Origin of the sequence: Dermacoccus barathri, assembly GCF_015070805.1 — a bacterium.
GTDB lineage: Bacteria > Actinomycetota > Actinomycetes > Actinomycetales > Dermatophilaceae > Dermacoccus > Dermacoccus abyssi.
This window is the reverse complement of the sequence record NZ_JADCTK010000002.1, coordinates 406198-423167: the sequence shown is the minus strand read 5'-3', so window position 1 is coordinate 423167 and position 16970 is coordinate 406198. Positions and strand designations below refer to the sequence as shown.

The following is a 16970-nucleotide window of genomic DNA, read 5'->3' as shown; positions in this document are numbered from 1 at the left end:
AGGTGACTACTGGCGGTAGCCGTCGTGCTCGGTCCAGATACCGGCTTCCCGTTCCGCGGCGATCTCTTCGCGAGCCACACGCTGGCCGTCCTTGCGGCCGTGGAACTCGTCGCGCTTCTCGGCGCGAGTGGGGCGAGCGTTCTCCTCGAGGCGCAGGTCGGTGCCGCGTGCACCGAGCAGTTCCGCGCCCGCCTGCAGCGTGGGCTCCCAATCGAAGACGACGGCGTTGTCGCCGGGGCCGATGAGAACCGTCGAGCCGGGCACTGCGCCGGCCTTGAACAGTTCTTCTTCCACTCCGAGGCGGTTCAACCTGTCCGCAAGGTAGCCAACTGCTTCGTCGTTCGCAAAGTCGGTCTGGCGAACCCAGCGGGTGGGTCGCTCGCCGACGATGCGGAACATCGTGCCGTCCGTGCCACCCTCCTTGACGATCTTGAACCCGGCGTCGTCCATGGCCTTGGGCCGGACGATGACGCGCGCGGGCACGGCGGATTCGACTTCCTTGCGGGCTTCGGCGACGTGACGCGCAAGCGCGAACGTGAGCTCCTTGAGTCCGAGGTGGGCGACGGCGGAGACGATGAAGACTTCGAGGCCGCGGGCCTCGAGGTCCGGCTTGACCATCTCGGCGAGTTCGAGTGCGTCGGGAACGTCGGCCTTGTTGAGCACGACGATGCGGGTGCGCTCGGACAGCGGCTTGCCGCCCAGCGAGTCGTCGGCGACATACTCCGACAGCTCGTGCTCGATCTGGTCGAGGTCGCTCATGGGGTCGCGGCCCGGCTCGAGCGTGGCGCAGTCGATGACGTGCACGAGCACCGAGCAGCGCTCGACGTGTCGCAGGAACTCGAGGCCGAGGCCCTTGCCCTGGCTGGCGCCGGGGATGAGGCCGGGCACATCGGCGATGGTGAAGCGCTCACTGCCCGCGTTGACGACGCCCAGGTTCGGCACGAGCGTCGTGAACGGGTAGTCGGCGATCTTCGGCTTGGCCGCGCTCACGACGGAGACGAGCGAGCTCTTGCCTGCGCTGGGGAAGCCGATGAGGGCCACGTCGGCGAGCGTCTTGAGCTCGAGCACGACGTCAGCCGTCTCCCCCGGTTCGCCGAGGAGGGCGAAGCCGGGAGCCTTGCGGCGGCGGCTCGCGAGGGCCTTGTTGCCGAGTCCACCGCGACCGCCGGCGGCAGCGATGAACCGGCTGCCGAAGCCGACGAGGTCGGCGAGGATGTTGCCCTCACGGTCCTTGACGACCGTGCCTTCGGGCACCGGGAGGACGAGCTCGTCGCCGTCGGCGCCGTTGCGCTCGTCGCCCGCGCCGGGCTTGCCGTTCGTGGCGCTGCGGTGCGGGTTGCGGTGGTACTCGAGCAGCGTCGTCACCTGGGGGTCGACCTCGAACACGACGTCGCCGCCGTGGCCGCCGTTGCCGCCGTCAGGGCCACCGAGCGGCTTGAACTTCTCACGCTTGACGGAGGCCACGCCGTGGCCGCCGTTGCCCGCCGTCACATTGAGGACGACGCGGTCGACGAAGTTCGTTGCCATGGTGGTTCCTTTCGGTGCGGCCTCGAGCGGACGCAGCCAGTGGACGAACGGCGAAGAGCCCTCGTCCTCGATTCTAGGGACGTGCAGACATGCGTGAAGGGGTGAGCCCGATTGCTGGGCTCACCCCTTCAACAAGCGATCGCGAGGATCAGGCCGTAATCTCCGGCTCGACGACGATGTCGACGACCTTGCGGCCCTTGCGCTGGCCGAACTTGACCGCGCCGGGGGCGAGAGCGAACAGCGTGTCGTCGCCGCCACGGCCGACGTTCTCACCGGGGTGGAAGTGCGTGCCGCGCTGGCGGACGATGATCTCGCCGGTGCCGACGATCTGACCGCCGAAGCGCTTCACGCCGAGTCGCTGTGCGTTGGAGTCACGACCGTTTCGGGTCGAGGATGCACCCTTCTTGTGTGCCATGTCTAAGCCTCTTTCGAAAATCTGTGGAAGATCAGTTCTGAGCCGTGGCTCAGCCGATCTTGGTGACCTTGATCTGCGTCAGCGGCTGACGGTGGCCCTGGCGCTTGCGGTAACCCGTCTTGTTCTTGTACTTCATGATCGTGATCTTCGGGCCCTTGGCGGCCTTGATGACCTCGGCCGTGACGGTGACCTTGGCCAGCGCGTCGGCGTCGACCGTGATGTCGGAACCGTCGACAAGCATGAGCGGCTTGAGCTCGAACGACTCGCCCGGCTTCGTCGTCACCTTGTCGATCAGAAGGGTGTCGCCGACGGAGACCTTCTCCTGGCGGCCACCTGCGCGAACAATCGCGTACACGTGGGACTCTCTTTCGTCATGGCGCACTCGCTCTGTCTGACCGGCCGGTAGCTACCCTGCGAACAGGACACCGGGCGCGGTGGGCGCACCAAAGAACAAGAATACCGTGCGCGGTGGCTCGCCCCAAATCTGCGAAGGCCCCGAAATTCGCTTGCCGCACCGGCGCGCAGCCACCAGGCTGCACGCATGACGACACCCATCGTGCCCGAGCGCGACGACGAACGAGGCGATCCGCCGAAGGTGAGCGGCGAACGCGCCGTGCTCGACGGCTGGCTCGATCTCTACCGCGACACCGTTCTGCTCAAGATCGCCGGCCTCGACGCCGAGCAGCTCGCTCGCCGCAGCGTTCCTCCCTCCACCCTCAGTCTCATCGGTGTCGTGCGCCACCTCAATGAGGTCGAGGCGTACTGGCTGCGCGTCGTGCTCGACGACGAACAGGACGTGCCCGACTACTACTCCACCGCTGACGAGCCCGACGGCGACTTCGACCTCGCGAACGCCGCCGACGCGGCCGACAACCTCGCCGCCTACGAGCGCGAACTCGACGTGACGCGAGCGCGGGCCGCCGCGTGGAGCGACCTCGACTCCCCCGTGCGCGGCCTGCGTAGGGGCGAACCGGTCAACCTGCGCTGGATCCTCGTCCACCTCGTCGAGGAGTACGCCCGCCACCTCGGGCACATGGATCTTCTGCGCGAAGCCGTGGACGGCCGCACCGGCTACTGACGCATTCGTCGAAAGCGCCCCGCCACCTGCGATACGGCAGGAGGCGGGGCGCTCTCGTGGTGTTCGGCGATCAGGCCTCGTCGGCCTTCGTGCCCGGCGCACCGGCCGGGGCGACGACGCGCGTGCGCTTCTTGCGGGCCGGGGCCTTCGTCTCGGAGGTGACCGCAGCCTGCGCCGGAGCGCTCTGCGCGGAACCGGCGGCGTCGCTCGCCTCACCGGCGACCTTCGTCAGCGGCGCGCTCGACATCGGTGCGGCAGCCAGGTCGACGGCCTGCAGGCTCACGGGCGCACCCGAGCTCGACGCCGCACGACGCAGACGCTTCGCGGCGGCCGTCGCCTCCTGCGTGACGACGGGGGCCTCCGCCTGAGTCGGGGCCGAGTCAGCGGCGACATTCGGAGCATCAGCGGGCGTCTCGGGCGACGCAGCGGCAGCTGCCGGAGCGTCACTCGTGGTCGTGGAGGCCTGAACCGTCATGACGGTCGCCTCTCCGGCGGCCGTGGGCGCACCCGTCGATGTGGCGGCACGACGCGAGCCGCGACGGCGAGCCGGGGCCTTGCCATGCTCCTGCGGCGCGCTCTTCGTCGAGGTGCTCGACGACGACTCCACGTGCCCGACGTTCTCACGCACCGTGGTGCGCTCGGGTGCGGCCGTCTTCGTCGCGGCGTCCTTCTCGCTCACGACTGCGTCCTCGGACGAGGTCGTGGAGACCGGCTCGGACGTGGCCGACTTGTCGCCCGCGGAGATGGCAGCAGCGTGCGCCGCAGCCGCGATCTGGGCGAAGCCGTTGTCGCGCTCGTCGCCCTTCTTGTCGTGGGACGAGTCGTTGGAGTTCGAGTTCGAGCCGCCGGAGGTGTTGCCGTTGTTGCCTCCGTTGTTGGAGCCACCATTGCCGTTGCCACCGCGACGCGAGCCACGACCCTTGCGGCTCGTGTCGTTGCCGTTGATGTCACGGTTCTCGACCGGGTGGTCGTGCACGATGATGCCGCGCCCATGGCACGACTCGCACTGCTCGGAGAACACCTCGACGAGGCCGGAACCGACACGCTTACGCGTCATCTGCACGAGGCCGAGCGACGTCACCTCGGCGACCTGGTGCTTCGTCCGGTCACGTCCAAGGCACTCGAGGAGACGGCGCACGACGAGCTCGCGGTTGCTCTCGAGCACCATGTCGATGAAGTCGACGACGATGATGCCGCCGATGTCGCGCAGTCGCAGCTGACGCACGATCTCCTCGGCCGCTTCGATGTTGTTCTTCGTCACCGTCTCTTCGAGGTTGCCGCCGGAGCCGACGAACTTGCCCGTGTTGACGTCGACCACCGTCATGGCCTCGGTGCGGTCGATGACGAGCGAACCACCGCTCGGCAGCCAGACCTTGCGGTCCATGGCCTTGGCGAGCTGCTCGTCGATGCGGTGCTTGGCGAAGACGTCCTTCTCGCCGGTCCACTTCTCGAGGCGCTCGGTGAGGTCGGGCGCCACCTCGGAGATGTAGGAGTGCACCTCGTTCCAGGCGCGGTCGCCGGAGACGACCATCTTGGCGAAGTCCTCATTGAAGACGTCACGGATGACGCGGACCGTGAGGTCCGGCTCGCCGTGCACGAGCACCGGGGCGTTGCCGCTCTCGGCCTTCTTCTGGATCCTCTCCCACATCTTCGTGAGGCGCTCGACGTCGGCACGCAGCTCCTCCTCGGAGGCACCCTCGGCGGCGGTGCGCACGATGACGCCTGCGTCGGCGGGCACGACCTCCTTGAGGATCTTCTTCAGGCGCGCGCGCTCCACGTCGGGCAGCTTGCGGCTGATGCCGGTCATCGAGTTGCCGGGCACGTAGACGAGGAAGCGTCCCGGCAGGGAGATCTGCGACGTCAGGCGCGCACCCTTGTGGCCGATCGGGTCCTTCGTCACCTGGACAAGGACGCTCTCGCCCGCCTTGAGGGCGTGCTCGATGCGCTTGGGCTGGTTGTCGAGACCGGCGGCGTCCCAGTTGACCTCTCCGGCGTACAGCACGGCGTTGCGGCCGCGGCCGATGTCGATGAACGCTGCCTCCATGGAGGGCAGGACGTTCTGGACGCGACCGAGGTAGACGTTGCCCGCCATCGACGAGGCCTGCTCCTGGCGCGAGACGTAGTGCTCGGCGAGCACGCCGTCCTCGAGGACACCGATCTGCGTGCGGCCCTCGCGCTCGCGCACGACCATGACGCGCTCGACGCTCTCGCGGCGTGCGAGGAACTCGGCCTCGGTGATGACGGTGCGGCGACGACCGGCCTCGCGGCCCTCGCGGCGGCGCTGCTTCTTCGCCTCGAGACGCGTCGAACCCTTGATCGAGGTGACCTCGTCCTTGGCCTTGCGGGGCTCGCGGACGCGGGTGACGGTGTTCGGGTCGTCGGAGTCCGAGCCGCCCGAACCGCTGCGGCGACGACGGCGGGTGCGCTTGCGCGAACCCGAGTCGTTGGAGTCGTCGTCGCCGTTGTCGGAGTCGTTCGAGGCGTTGTCCGAGGTGTCGTCCTCGTTCGCGTCGCCGTCGCGCTCGGCATTCTTGCCGTTGTCCGAGCCGTTCGACTCGTTCGAGTTCTTGTCGCCCGAGTTGTTCGAATCGCCGGAATCGCCCGAGTTCTTGGAGGAGTTCGAGCGGCGACCGCGGCCACCGCGCCGGCGGCGACGCGGGGTCTGGTCGTCGTCGTTGTCATCGGTGTCGTCGTCGCCGGAGGCGTTCACGTCGTCGGCGTCGCCGTCGCCTGCGGCGACGGAGTTGGCCGAACTGTCTCTGCGATCGTTGTTCCCGTCACGCGAACCGCGGCGACCGCCTCGTCCGCGGTTGCCACGCGAGGTGTCGTCCCCGTCGTCGCCGTCATCCGAGCGGGACTCGGCGTCGTCGTCCGACGCTGAGGCCCCGTCACGCTCGTCCTCGCGGGGCACGCGCTCACGCTTGGGAGCGCGCTTCTGCGGGTCCGGAGCCTGAAAGAGCAGACCGAAGGCGGCGCCGGGCGCGGGAGCCGCAGCTGCCTCGTCGGTGGTATCGGCTTCCTCGGTCTCGTCGACCTCCGGCGTTTTGGGAGCCTGCTGTGAGGCGAAAGGACTACCTGCGAAGAAGGGGCTCGCGAAGGTGGTCTCGTCGTTGTTCTCGGGGGCCATGGGCCCTCCTTCTCGTCGGCACGGCGTGTGCCACAGAAAGGCCCGTTTGGCCTTGCACGCGCCGCGGCGCGGATGAAGCAAATCGCCGTCTCGGGTCGTGACCCGCAACGACGGAAGTCGTCTTCTACGTGGATCGTCGGCTCGCGCATCGCGCGGCACCGAACGTCACGCCGCAGCCCCTCGCGGTCGGCAGCTTCGCAGTGTGTGCGTCGGCCACCCTCGCTCCGGACGGCTCGGGTGAGGTGCGGCTCGCGCCGTCGTCCCCCACGTCCCGTCGGCGCGGTCGGAAGGTTCTGCGGGTTCGCCGCGAATTCTGTGAGACTCACGCGAACCACAGGCAGTATCGCACAGGTCGTCGCCGTGCGGCCCACTCGCCACGCGAGGACATCATTGCTCGAACGGGTCTCCGACCGTGTTGCCGGGCTCCAGAGTGCCCTGCGCGAGGCGGGTCATGAGCGGCGGGCGCGGAACGACGAGTTCCGTGAGTTCACCGATGCCCTTGAGCACGTCGTTGGGTCGCACGGCGGGCGTGGTGTGCTGGATCGTCATCGTCCACCGGGCGATCTCGGCACCGGCGTCCGAACGAACCCCGACGACGTCGGAGGTGAGGACGGCCTGGCGGACGTCGAACTCGCGCACGCCCGACTTCGTCATGCGCGTGACGAGCAGTTCGGTGCGAGTCATGAACGCGTCGACGGCTTCGGTGAGGGTCTCGAGCGGGATGCCCTCGAAGTCGAGTTGCCAGACGCTGGCCTGGAGCAGATCCGCGAGCGCACCCGGTGCGGCTTCCACGACACGCAGGACGGCGAGATCCGTCGGCAGCGACTCGTCGAGTGCTTCACGAAGCTTCTCGACGTCACACACCTGCGTCAGTTGGAGCTGGAAGTACTCCGACTCGGACGCCGTTCCCGTCGGGGCAGCGTTGGCATAGGAAATGCGCGGATGAGGGTGGAAGCCGGCGGAGAAGGCCATCGGCACGCCCGCGCGACGGACCGCTCGCTCGAGCGCGCGCTGAAAGTCGCGTGTCGAGGAGAAGCGCAGGCGCCCGCGCTTGGCGTAGCGCACGGACACCTTCTGCACTGCCGGTGCGGGAGGTGGGCCTTCGGGAACTCGCTGACGTGCCACGAGTGAGAAGCCTACCCGTGCTCGCGCCGAGCGCCTCTACCATGCGTTCATGACGCAGCCGATGCGCCCGCGCGCACCGCGGCTCCACCCCGCTTGGATCGTCGCGGGCATCACTTTCATCACAGCGATCTCCGCCGCCGGTTTCCGTTCGGCACCGAGCGTCATGATGCATCCGCTCCACGAGGAGTTCGGGTGGTCGATGGGCCTCATCGGCTCCGCCGTGTCGGTCAATCTCCTCTTCTACGGCCTCACTGCTCCGTTCTCCGCCGCGGCCATGGAGCGTTTCGGCGTTCGCGCGGTCGTGGTGGCCGCGCTCGCCCTCATCGCCGCAGGCGCCGTGCTGCCGGTGTGGATGACGCAGCCGTGGCAGCTCATCGCATGCTGGGGCGTGCTCATCGGCCTCGGCGCCGGCGTCATGTCGATGTCGCTCGTCGCGACGGTGAGCAACCGGTGGTTCGAGAAGCGCCGCGCCACCGTCTCGGGTGTTCTGGCCGCCGGGGCTGCCACGGGTCAGCTCATCTTCCTGCCGATCATGGCGCAGCTCACCGATGCGTCGGGCTGGCGCTCGGCCACCGTCGCCATCGGTGCACTGGCGCTCGTCGCGATCCCGCTCGTGCTGTGGCGGATGCGCAATCACCCCTCCGACCTCGGCGTCAACGCCTACGGCGTTCCGGCCGACGAGCCCGTGCGCACTCCCCCACCGGTTTCCACGGGCGCGGCCCGACTCGCGCTCTCCTCGCTCAAGGACGCGGCCGCCCGTCCGGCGTTCTGGATCCTGGCCTTCACGTTCGCCGTGTGCGGCGCGACGACGAACGGCCTGGTCGGCACCCACTTCATTCCGGCCGCCATGGATCACGGCATGGCCGGCACGGCCGCCGCGAGCCTTCTCGCGCTCGTCGGTGTGTTCGACATCATCGGCACGATCTTCTCGGGATGGCTCACCGACCGCGTCGACCCAGCGCTGCTGCTCACGATCTACTACGCGGGCCGGGGACTGAGCCTCATCGTGCTGCCCATGCTCTTCACCGACGACGTGAAGCCGAGCATGTTCGTCTTCATCCTCTTCTACGGGCTCGACTGGGTGGCAACCGTGCCGCCCACCATTGCCCTGTGCCGCGCGTACTTCGGCCCGGAGCGAGGCGCCATCGTCTTCGGCTGGGTCTTCGCGAGCCACCAGATCGGGGCGGCGATCGCCGCGACGGCGGCGGGCATGGTGCGCGACGAACTCGGCACCTACACGTGGGCCTGGATGGTCGGGGCCGCGCTGTGCGGACTCGCTGCTGTGGCATGTCTGGGCATGAGGCGTCGAGGTCGGGTGCCGAGCGAGGTCACCGTCCCGGCCTGATCCGGGTAAGCCCCCTCGGCCGTCAGTGGAGGATGCGGGTGAGCACCGCCGTCGGACCCTCGATCGGGCCCTTCGTGAGCGGTTCGCGCGGAACGGCCGAGCGCCACAGGAGAGGAAGGACAAGTCCGAGAGCCGTGAGGATCGCGACGTTCACCCAGCTGTCGTCGGGCTGACCTGGTGCGTACGAGCGTACGTACCAGGCGAGGTATCCGATCTGCACAACGTAGACGCTGAGCGTCATGGCCCCTGCGACGGAGAGCAGCGGGATGTCAACATGGTCGGGAGCGAGCCCGAGCCAGACGCCCGCGATACCGACGACGAGCAGCGCGCAGAAGGCGACCTCGAGGTGCGTGCCGCTGTAGGGCTCGAAGTCGATGCGGCCGGCCTCCTTGGCGAGCATCAGCCCTGCAGCCAGGAGGAGCGAGAAGGCGCCTGCTGCCGCGATGTGCCAATTGAGGCGAACCGACGACATCGCTCGCCAGAGGATGATGCCGATGCACGTGAAGACGAGGAGCGTCGTCAGGCGATAGTGGGTGCCGGTGAAGACCACATTCCACAAACGCGCACCGACCTGGTCGCCCCGGACGGCAGCCTCAGCCGCTTTCGAGCCGAACGACTCCATGAAGTACGGGGCCGAAGCCCACAGCGCCGTCGCGACACCGGCAAGCGCACTCACGGGAAGTCGAGCGAGCAACGGAGCCAGAAGGGTCGGCAACGCGAGGTAGAGCAGGACGATGTCGACCTGGGCTCCCCACGTCTCCAGCCACAAACCGAGAGCGACCAGCACAGCGGCGCGAATGCCGGCGCGCACGAACGCGGCCGGGAGCCCGCGGCTTCCTCGGTCGCCCAGTTCGGCGCCGATGCCGATGAGAAGAGCGAACAGCGGCGCCGTGGCGAACTCCGTCAGGTTGAACAGGCGCAGCGGCCCGGGGCTCGGAGCGCAGTGCGCCACGAACATCGCGATGAGGACGAGTCCGCGCAGACTGTCGACGCGGGTGTCACGGCCCCTGACGCTGGCCGGAGCTCGACGTGCGCGTCCGGAGCGTCCTCGCCGGGACGCCCTGGAGCGTGTGGCCATCAGTGCGAGTGCTCGGCTGACGCCAGCTTCTTGGCTCCCGAGCCGAGAACGGTGAGTGGCAGCAACGTCTTGCCCGTGGGGCCGATCTGGATGTCGGTGTTCATCTGCGGGCACACGCCGCAGTCGAAGCACGGCGTCCAGCGGCAGTCGTCGACCTCTTCCTCGTCGAGGGCGTCCTGCCAGTCCTGCCAGAGCCATTCCTTGTCGAGGCCGGAGTCGAGGTGATCCCACGGGAGCACCTCGAGTTCGCCGCGCTCGCGCGTGGTGTACCAGTCGACGTCGATGGGGTCGTCCATCTCCGCGAAGACGCGGGCGGCCTGTTCCATCCACCGCTCGTAACTGAAGTGTTCGCTCCAGCCGTCGAACCGGCCGCCGTCACGCCAGACCGCCTCGATGACCGAACCGATGCGGCGGTCACCGCGGCTGAGCAGCCCCTCGACGATGCCGGGCTTGCCGTCGTGGTAGCGCATGCCGATGCTCGAACCGAACTTCTTGTCGGAGCGGATGGCGTCCTTGAGCTTCTTCAGGCGCTCGTCGGTCTCCTCCGCGGAGAGCTGACCGCACCACTGGAACGGCGTGTGCGGCTTCGGGACGAAGCCACCGATGGAGACGGTGCAGCGGATGTCCTTGCGACCCGAGACCTGGCGGCCCGTCTCGATGACGCGCTTGGCCATGTCGGCGATCTGCAGGACATCCTCGTCCGTCTCGGTGGGAAGCCCGCACATGAAGTACAGCTTCACCTGACGCCAGCCGGCGCCGTAGGCCGCTGCAACCGTGTTGATGAGGTCGTCCTCGGAGACCATCTTGTTGATGACCTTGCGGATGCGCTCGCTGCCGCCCTCGGGCGCGAACGTCAGGCCGGAGCGACGACCGTTGCGGGTGAGCTCGTTGGCGAGGTCGATGTTGAACGCGTCGACGCGGGTCGAGGGCAGGGACAGACCCGTCTGGGTGCCCTCATAACGGTCGGCCAGGCCCTTGGCGAGATCACCGATTTCGGTGTGGTCGGCGGAGCTGAGGGACAGCAGGCCGACCTCCTCGAAACCGGTTGCGGCCAGGCCGTTCTCGACCATCTCGCCGATACCGGTGATGGAGCGCTCGCGCACCGGGCGGGTGATCATGCCTGCCTGGCAGAAGCGACAGCCGCGGGTGCAGCCGCGGAAGATCTCGACGCTCATGCGCTCGTGCACCGACTCGGCCATCGGTACGAGCGGCTGCTTCGGGTACGGCCACTCGTCGAGGTCCATCACCGTGTGCTTCGAGACGCGCCACGGCACGCCCTGCGCCTCCTCGGTGAGGACGACGCGCTGGATGCGACCGTCGGGCAGGTAGTCGACCTGGTACATCGACGGCACGTAGACACTGCCGGTGCGTGCGAGTTCGAGCAGGAGGCCACGGCGTCCGCCGGGCTTACCGCTGCTCTTCCACTCCTTGATGATGTCGGTGATGAGGAGGACGGCCTCCTCGCCGTCACCGACGACGGCAGCATCGATGAAGTCCGCGATGGGCTCGGGGTTGAAGGCCGAGTGCCCGCCCGCGAGGACGATGGGGTCGTCGAGACCCCGCTCGTTCGCGTGCATCGGGATGCCCGCGAGATCGAGCGCCGTCAGCAGGTTCGTGTAGCCGAGCTCGGTGGAGAACGAGACACCCAGCACGTCGAAGTCGCGCACGCTGCGGTGACCGTCGACGGTGAACTGCGGAACGCCGGATTCGCGCATGAGCGTTTCCATGTCCGGCCACATCGAGTACGTGCGCTCGGCGAGAGCGTCGTCGCGCTCGTTGAGCACTTCGTAGAGGATCATGACGCCCTGGTTGGGCACGCCCACCTCATAGGCGTCGGGGTACATGAGCGCCCAGCGGGTGGTCAGCTCCTCACCCTCGGGGCCGTAGCCGCCGCAATTCCAGTCCTTGAGTTGGGCGTTGAGCTCGCCGCCGACATACTGGATCGGCTTGTTCACCTGCTCCAGCAGGGGCTCAAGGTCGTGGAAGAGGGACTCACCAGGCATGTTTCAAGAATAGGTGCGCCCACGGACAACCCCAAAAGGTTGCCGTGGGCGCGCCTGTCGCGTGAGTGCGACGGCCTGCCGGACGATCAGCCGGTGGTTGCCTCAGCGATGGCTGCGACGAACGCGTCCACGTCGGTCTCGCTCGTGTCGAACGAGCACATCCAGCGCACCTCGCGGCGCGCCGCGTCCCAGTCGTAGAACCGGAACTTCTCGCGCAGGACGTCGGCCACACCTTCGGGCAGCACCGCGAAGTTGCCGTTGACGTACGTGTCCTGGGTGAACTCCACGCCTTTGATGGAACCGTCCGCGAGGCCGGCCTCCACGCCGTCGCGCAGACGACGCGCCATCGCGTTGGCGTGACGGGCGTTCTCGAGCCACAGCTCGCCCTCGTACAGGGCGATGAGCTGCGCGGCGACGAACCGCATCTTCGACGACAGCTGCATCGTGTACTTGCGCACGTACGGCAGGCCTTCGGCTGCCTCCGGGTTGATGACGACGACCGCTTCGGCGAGCATCGCACCGTTCTTGGTGCCACCGAGGCTGAGGACGTCGACGCCGGCGTCCGTCGTCATCTCGCGCAGACTGACGCCGAGGGACGCCGCTGCGTTCGACAGCCGCGAGCCGTCGAGGTGCAGCTTGAGGCCGAGCGAGTGGGCGTGGTCGGCGAGCGCCTTGATCTCCTTGACCGTGTAGAGCGTGCCCAGCTCGGTCGACTGCGTGATCGAGACGACGCCGGGCTGCGCGCGGTGCTCGTCACCGAAACCCCATGCCTCGGTGTCGACGAGCTCCGGCGTCAGCTTCCCGTCGGGCGTCACGACGTTGAGGATCTTGAACCCGCCCACGCGCTCCGGGGCACCGCCCTCGTCGACGTTGATGTGCGCCGTCGTCGCAGCGATGACCGCGCCCCAACGCGGCAACATGGCCTGCAACCCGACGACGTTCGCGCCGGTGCCGTTGAAGACGGGGAACGCCTCGACGTCGTCACCGAAGTGACGGGCCATGACCTCCTGTAGCCGCGCCGTGTACACGTCGGCGCCGTAGGCCACCTGGTGTCCGCCGTTCGCCGCCACGAGGGCTGCCATGACGTCCGGGTGCACCCCGGCATAGTTGTCCGAGGCGAAACCGCGCTCGTTGAGGTCGTGCTCCGTCTTCACGCCTGACTCCCGGTGAGATCGATGATCTGGTCGTTCACGTCGGCCGCGTCGCCCGCGAAGGCGGTGACCACGGCGTCGGCGAGCGATTCTTCCAGACCGTCCAACCCCTTGACGCGGTAGATCACCGCGGCACCGGAGAGGTCACATCCCTCGTCACGCGCGGCCTTGGTAAAGCCGTGTGCGAGGGCCCGCGTCCAGGCCTCCGTCGCGGCCTTGACCGCGGCGTAGTTGGCGCCACCTGCGAGAGGTCGCCTGAGCGCCGTGCTGGACACGACGGCAACCCGACCGCGACTCGAGGCCTGAAGGTCGGCGTCGAACGCCCGGGAGACGAAACGCAACGCGGTGAACGAGTTCTCGAGGAACCGGTAGTCGGCCTCACTCTGACCGGCGAGGCCTCCCCCGCCGCGCCACCCACCGACGAGGTGGACGAGTCCGTCGATGGGGCCCACCTTGGCGTGCACGCGCTCGGTGAGGCTCGCGACGTCGTCCTCGCTCGCGAGGTCCGCGGTGAACGTCACGGTGCCCGGCACTGCTTCGCGCAGGGCGGCGAGCTTGTCGTCACTGCGACCGACGGCGACGACGCGCGCCCCGGCACCGGTCAGGGCGCGCGCCATCACCTCGCCGCTGGTGCTCGTGGCACCGGCGACGAGCACCGTCAGGGAATTCAGATCAGACATCCTTGCCCGTCATCCCGCTCGTGGAGAGGATCACCGGCTGCAGCTTGCGGTTGAAGGCCTCGTAGAACATCGACAGCGGGAACTCGTCGTCGAGCACTGCGTCGGTGTAACCCTTCGGCGGACCGGCGAGCACCTCGTCCGGCAGACCCTTGGCCCATGCGGACGCCGGGTGCGGCGTCAGGACGCCGCGAATGAGGTCGTACGCGGCGAGCCAGTGCGTCACCTTGGGACGGTCGATCGAACGCCAGTAGAGGTCGTCGATCGCGTCACCGAGTTCGACGACGGCGGCCGGCACGGCATCCCAGTCGAACGCGAGCGACGTGTCGGTCCAGTGAAGGACGCCCTTCTGGTGCAGCCACGCGAAGATCAGCTGCCCGCCGAGGCCGTCGTAGTTGCGCGTGCGGTCCCCCGTGATGGCGAAGCGGAAGATGCGGTCGAAGAGCACGGCGTACTGCACGAGTCCGGCGTGGTCGAGCATCTCCAGTTCGTCGTCGGAGAGGCCGAAGCCCTCGTCACGGCGAGCGGCGAGCTTCTTCTCCAGCGCGACGCACTCACGGTAGGTCGTGAGGTCGCAGCGCAGTTCCTCGAGGGAGTACAGGAAGTACGGCATGCGCTGCTTGATCATGAACGGGTCGAACGGAAGGTCACCGCGCATGTGGGTGCGGTCGTGGATGAGATCCCACATGACGAAGGTCTTCTCCGTGAGCTCCTGGTCCTGCGCCAGGCGCTCGGCGCCCTCCGGCAGTTCGAGGCGTGTCACGTCCGCGGCAGCCTTGAGCACCGTGCGGAAGCGAGCTGCCTCGCGGTCCTGGAAGATCGCCCCCCAGGTGAACGTGGGCACCTCGCGCATGGCCACCGTCTCCGGGAAGAGCACGGCCGAGTTGGTGTCGTAGCCGTCGGTGAAGTCGAGGAAGCGCAGCGAGACGAAGAGTCGGTTCGTGTACGCGCGCTCGAGGTCCTCGATGAAGCCGGGCCAGATGACCTCGGTCAGGACGGCCTCGATGTGACGGTTCGGCGAGCCGTTCTGGGTGTACATCGGGAAGACGACGAGGTGCTGCAGCCCGTCGACGCGGTTTTGCTGCGGCTGGAACTCGACGAGCGAGTCGAGGAAGTCCGGCACCCCGAAGCCGCCGTCACGCCAGCGCTCGAAGTCGACGACGAGCGCACGCAGGTACGCGTCGTCGTGAGCGAAACGCGGACGCAGCGCCTCGACGGCATCGACGAGGACGGCGACGTCCTCGCGAGCCTGCTCGTGGTGGGCCGCATCCGGAATCGAACCGTCCTTGACCTGCACGCTCGCGATGCTGCGCGCGGCCTCCTTGAGGCGCTTCCAGGCCGCACTGTTCTCCACAGCGCCGTCTTCGACGACCTCGGGCTCCCCAACGATCTCCTTGTGCTCACGGTTTCGGAAGGTCGTGTCGACGGACATGGAAAACCTCCAATCGAGGAGTTGCGGCCGCTGGACCCACCCCGGGTCGATGTAAGCGGCGAACGTAGCTGACGGCTCTAACATTACCCGAAGGTGTGCCGCCTCACACAGACGAACGACCCGGTCCGATGCGGACCGGGTCGTTCGTCTTGAGGGTGCTGATCAGTCGGTGTAGAGGCCGTCCAGATCGCCCTTGAACTTCTCGACGACGACGCGACGCTTGAGCTTGAGGCTCGGCGTGATCTCGCCCTCCTCGATGGAAAGGTCGCGCGGCAGGATGATGAAGCGCTTGATCTGCTCCCAGCGGTTGAGCTGCAGGTTCATCTCGTCGACGTAGCCCTGCACCATCTCGCGGCACGCGTCGCTCGTGACGATGTCGCGGTAGCTCTTGCCGGCCATGCCGTTCTTCTCGGCCCAGCCCGCGATGGCCTCCTCGTCGAGCGTGATGAGGGCGGAGACGAACTTGCGACCGTCACCCTCGACCACGAGGTTGGAGGCGTAGGGGCACACGCCCTTGAACATTGCCTCGATAGCACCCGGCGAGACGTACTTACCGTTCGAGGTCTTGAACAGGTCCTTCTTGCGGTCGGTGATGCGGATGTGGCCGCTCTCGTCGATCGCACCGATGTCACCGGTGTGGAACCAGCCGTCGACGAGCACGCGACTCGTCTCCTCCTCGAGGTTCCAGTACCCCTGCATGACGCCCGGGCCCTTGACGAGAAGCTCGTCGTCCTCGCCCAGCTTGAACTCGGTGCCCGGCAGCGGCCATCCGACGGTGCCGGCCTGGTTGGCGCCGAGGTAGGGGCGGTTGACCGAGGCCGCAGCAGACGACTCCGACAGGCCGTAACCCTCGAGCACCGGCATGCCGACGGCGGAGAACCACAGCGCGACGTCCTTGTTGAGGGCCGCCGAACCGGAGATGAAGTAGCGGATCTGCCCACCGAAGCGGTCGCGGATCTTCGCGAGGACGAGCTTGTCCGCGAGCTTGTACTTCGCCGCAAGGGCGCCGCTCGGCTCGTGTCCCTGGGCGCGGGCCTCGGCCACCTGCATGCCGACACCGACCGACCACTTGTAGAGCTTGAGCTTGACGCCGCCGTCGGCCTCCATCATGCCGTTGATGCGGGCGTAGACCTTCTCGAAGATGCGCGGCGCAGCGCCCATCCACGTCGGCTTCGTCTCGGGCAGGTTCTCGACGATCTTGTCGACACGACCGTCGACGACCGTCGGGAAGCCGACCTGCATCGGCAGGCACAGAAGCATCTTGCCGAACACGTGAGCCAGCGGGAGCCACAGGTACTGCACGTCGTCGGAGTTGAGCAGCCCGGTCGAGTCGACGGCGGCCGCCTCGTACGCCCATGCGGAGTGCGGCAGACGCACGCCCTTGGCCGGGCCGGTCGTTCCCGACGTGTAGATGAGGGTGGCGAGGTGCTCGGGCTGGATGCCTTCCATGCGCTCCTCGACGACGTTGGGCTCCTTGGCGAGCAGTTCCTCACCGAGCTTCTGCAGGTCGTCGAGAGTGATGACCCAGTCGCCGTCACCCTCGCCGCCGAACGTGACGACCTTGACGATCTCACCGATCTGGTCACGACCCTGGCGCAGCTTGTCGACCTGCTCGGCGTCCTCGGCGAAGACGATGCGCGAGCCCGAGTCGGTGAGGATGTGGACGACGTCCTTGAGCTGCGACGTCGGGTAGACGGTGGTGGTGGCGGCACCGGCCAGCATGGTGCCGAGGTCGGCGAGCACCCACTCGAGGCGCGTCGACGAGGCAATGGCGACGCGCTCCTGGCCTTCGATGCCCAGGGAGATGAGACCGGCGGCGATCGCGCGCACATCCTTGTCGGTCTGCGCCCACGTCATCGACTTCCAGGCGCCGTCCTTGGCGAAGCGGAAGCCTTCCTCGTGCGGCGACTTCGCGACGCGCTGCGTGAACAGGTGAGCGACGGAGCGTGCCCGGTTGTCGAGGATGCTCCGATCGAAGGTCTCGTCAGCTTTGTTCATGACCATGGTGGGCC

Annotated in this window: 13 protein-coding genes; 2 read left to right on the top strand and 11 right to left on the bottom strand. The window is 67.8% G+C overall.

The window, feature by feature from the left end; genetic code table 11:
* Positions 1 to 6: 6 nt before the first annotated feature.
* The 3 genes from obgE to rplU all read right to left on the bottom strand — a co-directional run bounded on the left by obgE (position 7) and on the right by rplU (position 2297).
* Positions 7 to 1527: a GTPase ObgE gene (gene obgE / locus IM689_RS05020; protein ID WP_118912672.1), complete on the bottom strand. Its 1521-nt coding sequence runs from the start codon at positions 1525 to 1527 to the stop codon at positions 7 to 9.
* Between the two features lie 148 nt (positions 1528 to 1675).
* Positions 1676 to 1942: a 50S ribosomal protein L27 gene (gene rpmA / locus IM689_RS05015; protein ID WP_047312037.1), complete on the bottom strand. Its 267-nt coding sequence runs from the start codon at positions 1940 to 1942 to the stop codon at positions 1676 to 1678.
* A 49-nt stretch (positions 1943 to 1991) separates the two neighbouring features.
* Positions 1992 to 2297 (bottom strand): 50S ribosomal protein L21, encoded by a 306-nt coding sequence (gene rplU / locus IM689_RS05010; protein WP_047312036.1) that lies wholly within the window; start codon positions 2295 to 2297, stop codon positions 1992 to 1994.
* A 186-nt stretch (positions 2298 to 2483) separates the two neighbouring features.
* Between rplU and IM689_RS05005 the strand changes: the two genes are divergently transcribed.
* A complete protein-coding gene (locus IM689_RS05005; RefSeq protein ID WP_193643133.1) occupies positions 2484 to 3020 on the top strand; it encodes a DinB family protein in 537 nt (178 codons plus the stop codon).
* A 70-nt stretch (positions 3021 to 3090) separates the two neighbouring features.
* Here IM689_RS05005 and IM689_RS05000 read toward each other — a convergent pair whose 3' ends face one another.
* Both IM689_RS05000 and IM689_RS04995 read right to left on the bottom strand, forming a co-directional pair.
* The gene (locus IM689_RS05000; RefSeq protein ID WP_193643132.1) at positions 3091 to 6147 is read right to left on the bottom strand and encodes an Rne/Rng family ribonuclease; all 3057 of its coding nucleotides are present in this window, start codon (positions 6145 to 6147) and stop codon (positions 3091 to 3093) included.
* A 387-nt stretch (positions 6148 to 6534) separates the two neighbouring features.
* Complete coding sequence (locus IM689_RS04995; RefSeq protein WP_082128832.1) at positions 6535 to 7272, bottom strand: TIGR03936 family radical SAM-associated protein; 738 nt, start codon at positions 7270 to 7272, stop codon at positions 6535 to 6537.
* 49 nt (positions 7273 to 7321) lie between these two features.
* On the opposite strand from IM689_RS04995, the gene IM689_RS04990 reads away from it, so the two are divergent.
* Positions 7322 to 8617: an MFS transporter gene (locus IM689_RS04990; RefSeq protein ID WP_193643131.1), complete on the top strand. Its 1296-nt coding sequence runs from the start codon at positions 7322 to 7324 to the stop codon at positions 8615 to 8617.
* A gap of 22 nt (positions 8618 to 8639) precedes the next feature.
* Here the strand turns inward: IM689_RS04990 and IM689_RS04985 are convergent, their stop codons facing one another.
* From IM689_RS04985 to IM689_RS04960, 6 genes are all read right to left on the bottom strand, one after another.
* Positions 8640 to 9695, bottom strand: coding sequence for a hypothetical protein (locus IM689_RS04985; RefSeq protein ID WP_193643130.1), 1056 nt, complete (start codon positions 9693 to 9695; stop codon positions 8640 to 8642).
* Complete coding sequence (locus IM689_RS04980) at positions 9695 to 11698, bottom strand: TIGR03960 family B12-binding radical SAM protein (protein ID WP_193643129.1); 2004 nt, start codon at positions 11696 to 11698, stop codon at positions 9695 to 9697. Before IM689_RS04980 ends, IM689_RS04985 begins: the two co-directional genes overlap by 1 nt.
* An 86-nt stretch (positions 11699 to 11784) precedes the next feature.
* On the bottom strand, positions 11785 to 12852 hold the full coding sequence (locus IM689_RS04975; RefSeq protein ID WP_193643128.1) for a threonine aldolase family protein: 1068 nt from the start codon (positions 12850 to 12852) through the stop codon (positions 11785 to 11787).
* Positions 12849 to 13529: an SDR family NAD(P)-dependent oxidoreductase gene (locus tag IM689_RS04970; protein ID WP_193643127.1), complete on the bottom strand. Its 681-nt coding sequence runs from the start codon at positions 13527 to 13529 to the stop codon at positions 12849 to 12851. Before IM689_RS04970 ends, IM689_RS04975 begins: the two co-directional genes overlap by 4 nt.
* Complete coding sequence (locus tag IM689_RS04965) at positions 13522 to 14958, bottom strand: DUF6421 family protein (protein ID WP_193643126.1); 1437 nt, start codon at positions 14956 to 14958, stop codon at positions 13522 to 13524. The genes IM689_RS04970 and IM689_RS04965 overlap by 8 nt, the downstream gene beginning before the upstream one ends.
* A gap of 162 nt (positions 14959 to 15120) precedes the next feature.
* Positions 15121 to 16956 carry an AMP-dependent synthetase/ligase gene (locus IM689_RS04960; protein WP_319803807.1) on the bottom strand — a complete coding sequence of 612 codons (1836 nt, stop codon included), beginning with the start codon at positions 16954 to 16956 and terminating at the stop codon, positions 15121 to 15123.
* Between the last annotated feature and the right edge of the window lie 14 nt (positions 16957 to 16970).

What these genes read in the sequence shown, in the direction of transcription:
- obgE (WP_118912672.1), bottom strand. Translation starts at nt 1,527, where the DNA reads ATGGCAACGAACTTCGTCGACCGCGTCGTCCTCAATGTGACGGCGGGC.
- rpmA (WP_047312037.1), bottom strand. Translation starts at nt 1,942, where the DNA reads ATGGCACACAAGAAGGGTGCATCCTCGACCCGAAACGGTCGTGACTCC.
- IM689_RS05005 (WP_193643133.1), top strand. Translation starts at nt 2,484, where the DNA reads ATGACGACACCCATCGTGCCCGAGCGCGACGACGAACGAGGCGATCCG.
- IM689_RS05000 (WP_193643132.1), bottom strand. Translation starts at nt 6,147, where the DNA reads ATGGCCCCCGAGAACAACGACGAGACCACCTTCGCGAGCCCCTTCTTC.
- IM689_RS04990 (WP_193643131.1), top strand. Translation starts at nt 7,322, where the DNA reads ATGACGCAGCCGATGCGCCCGCGCGCACCGCGGCTCCACCCCGCTTGG.
- IM689_RS04985 (WP_193643130.1), bottom strand. Translation starts at nt 9,695, where the DNA reads ATGGCCACACGCTCCAGGGCGTCCCGGCGAGGACGCTCCGGACGCGCA.
- IM689_RS04980 (WP_193643129.1), bottom strand. Translation starts at nt 11,698, where the DNA reads ATGCCTGGTGAGTCCCTCTTCCACGACCTTGAGCCCCTGCTGGAGCAG.
- IM689_RS04970 (WP_193643127.1), bottom strand. Translation starts at nt 13,529, where the DNA reads ATGTCTGATCTGAATTCCCTGACGGTGCTCGTCGCCGGTGCCACGAGC.
- IM689_RS04965 (WP_193643126.1), bottom strand. Translation starts at nt 14,958, where the DNA reads ATGTCCGTCGACACGACCTTCCGAAACCGTGAGCACAAGGAGATCGTT.
- IM689_RS04960 (WP_319803807.1), bottom strand. Translation starts at nt 16,956, where the DNA reads ATGAACAAAGCTGACGAGACCTTCGATCGGAGCATCCTCGACAACCGG.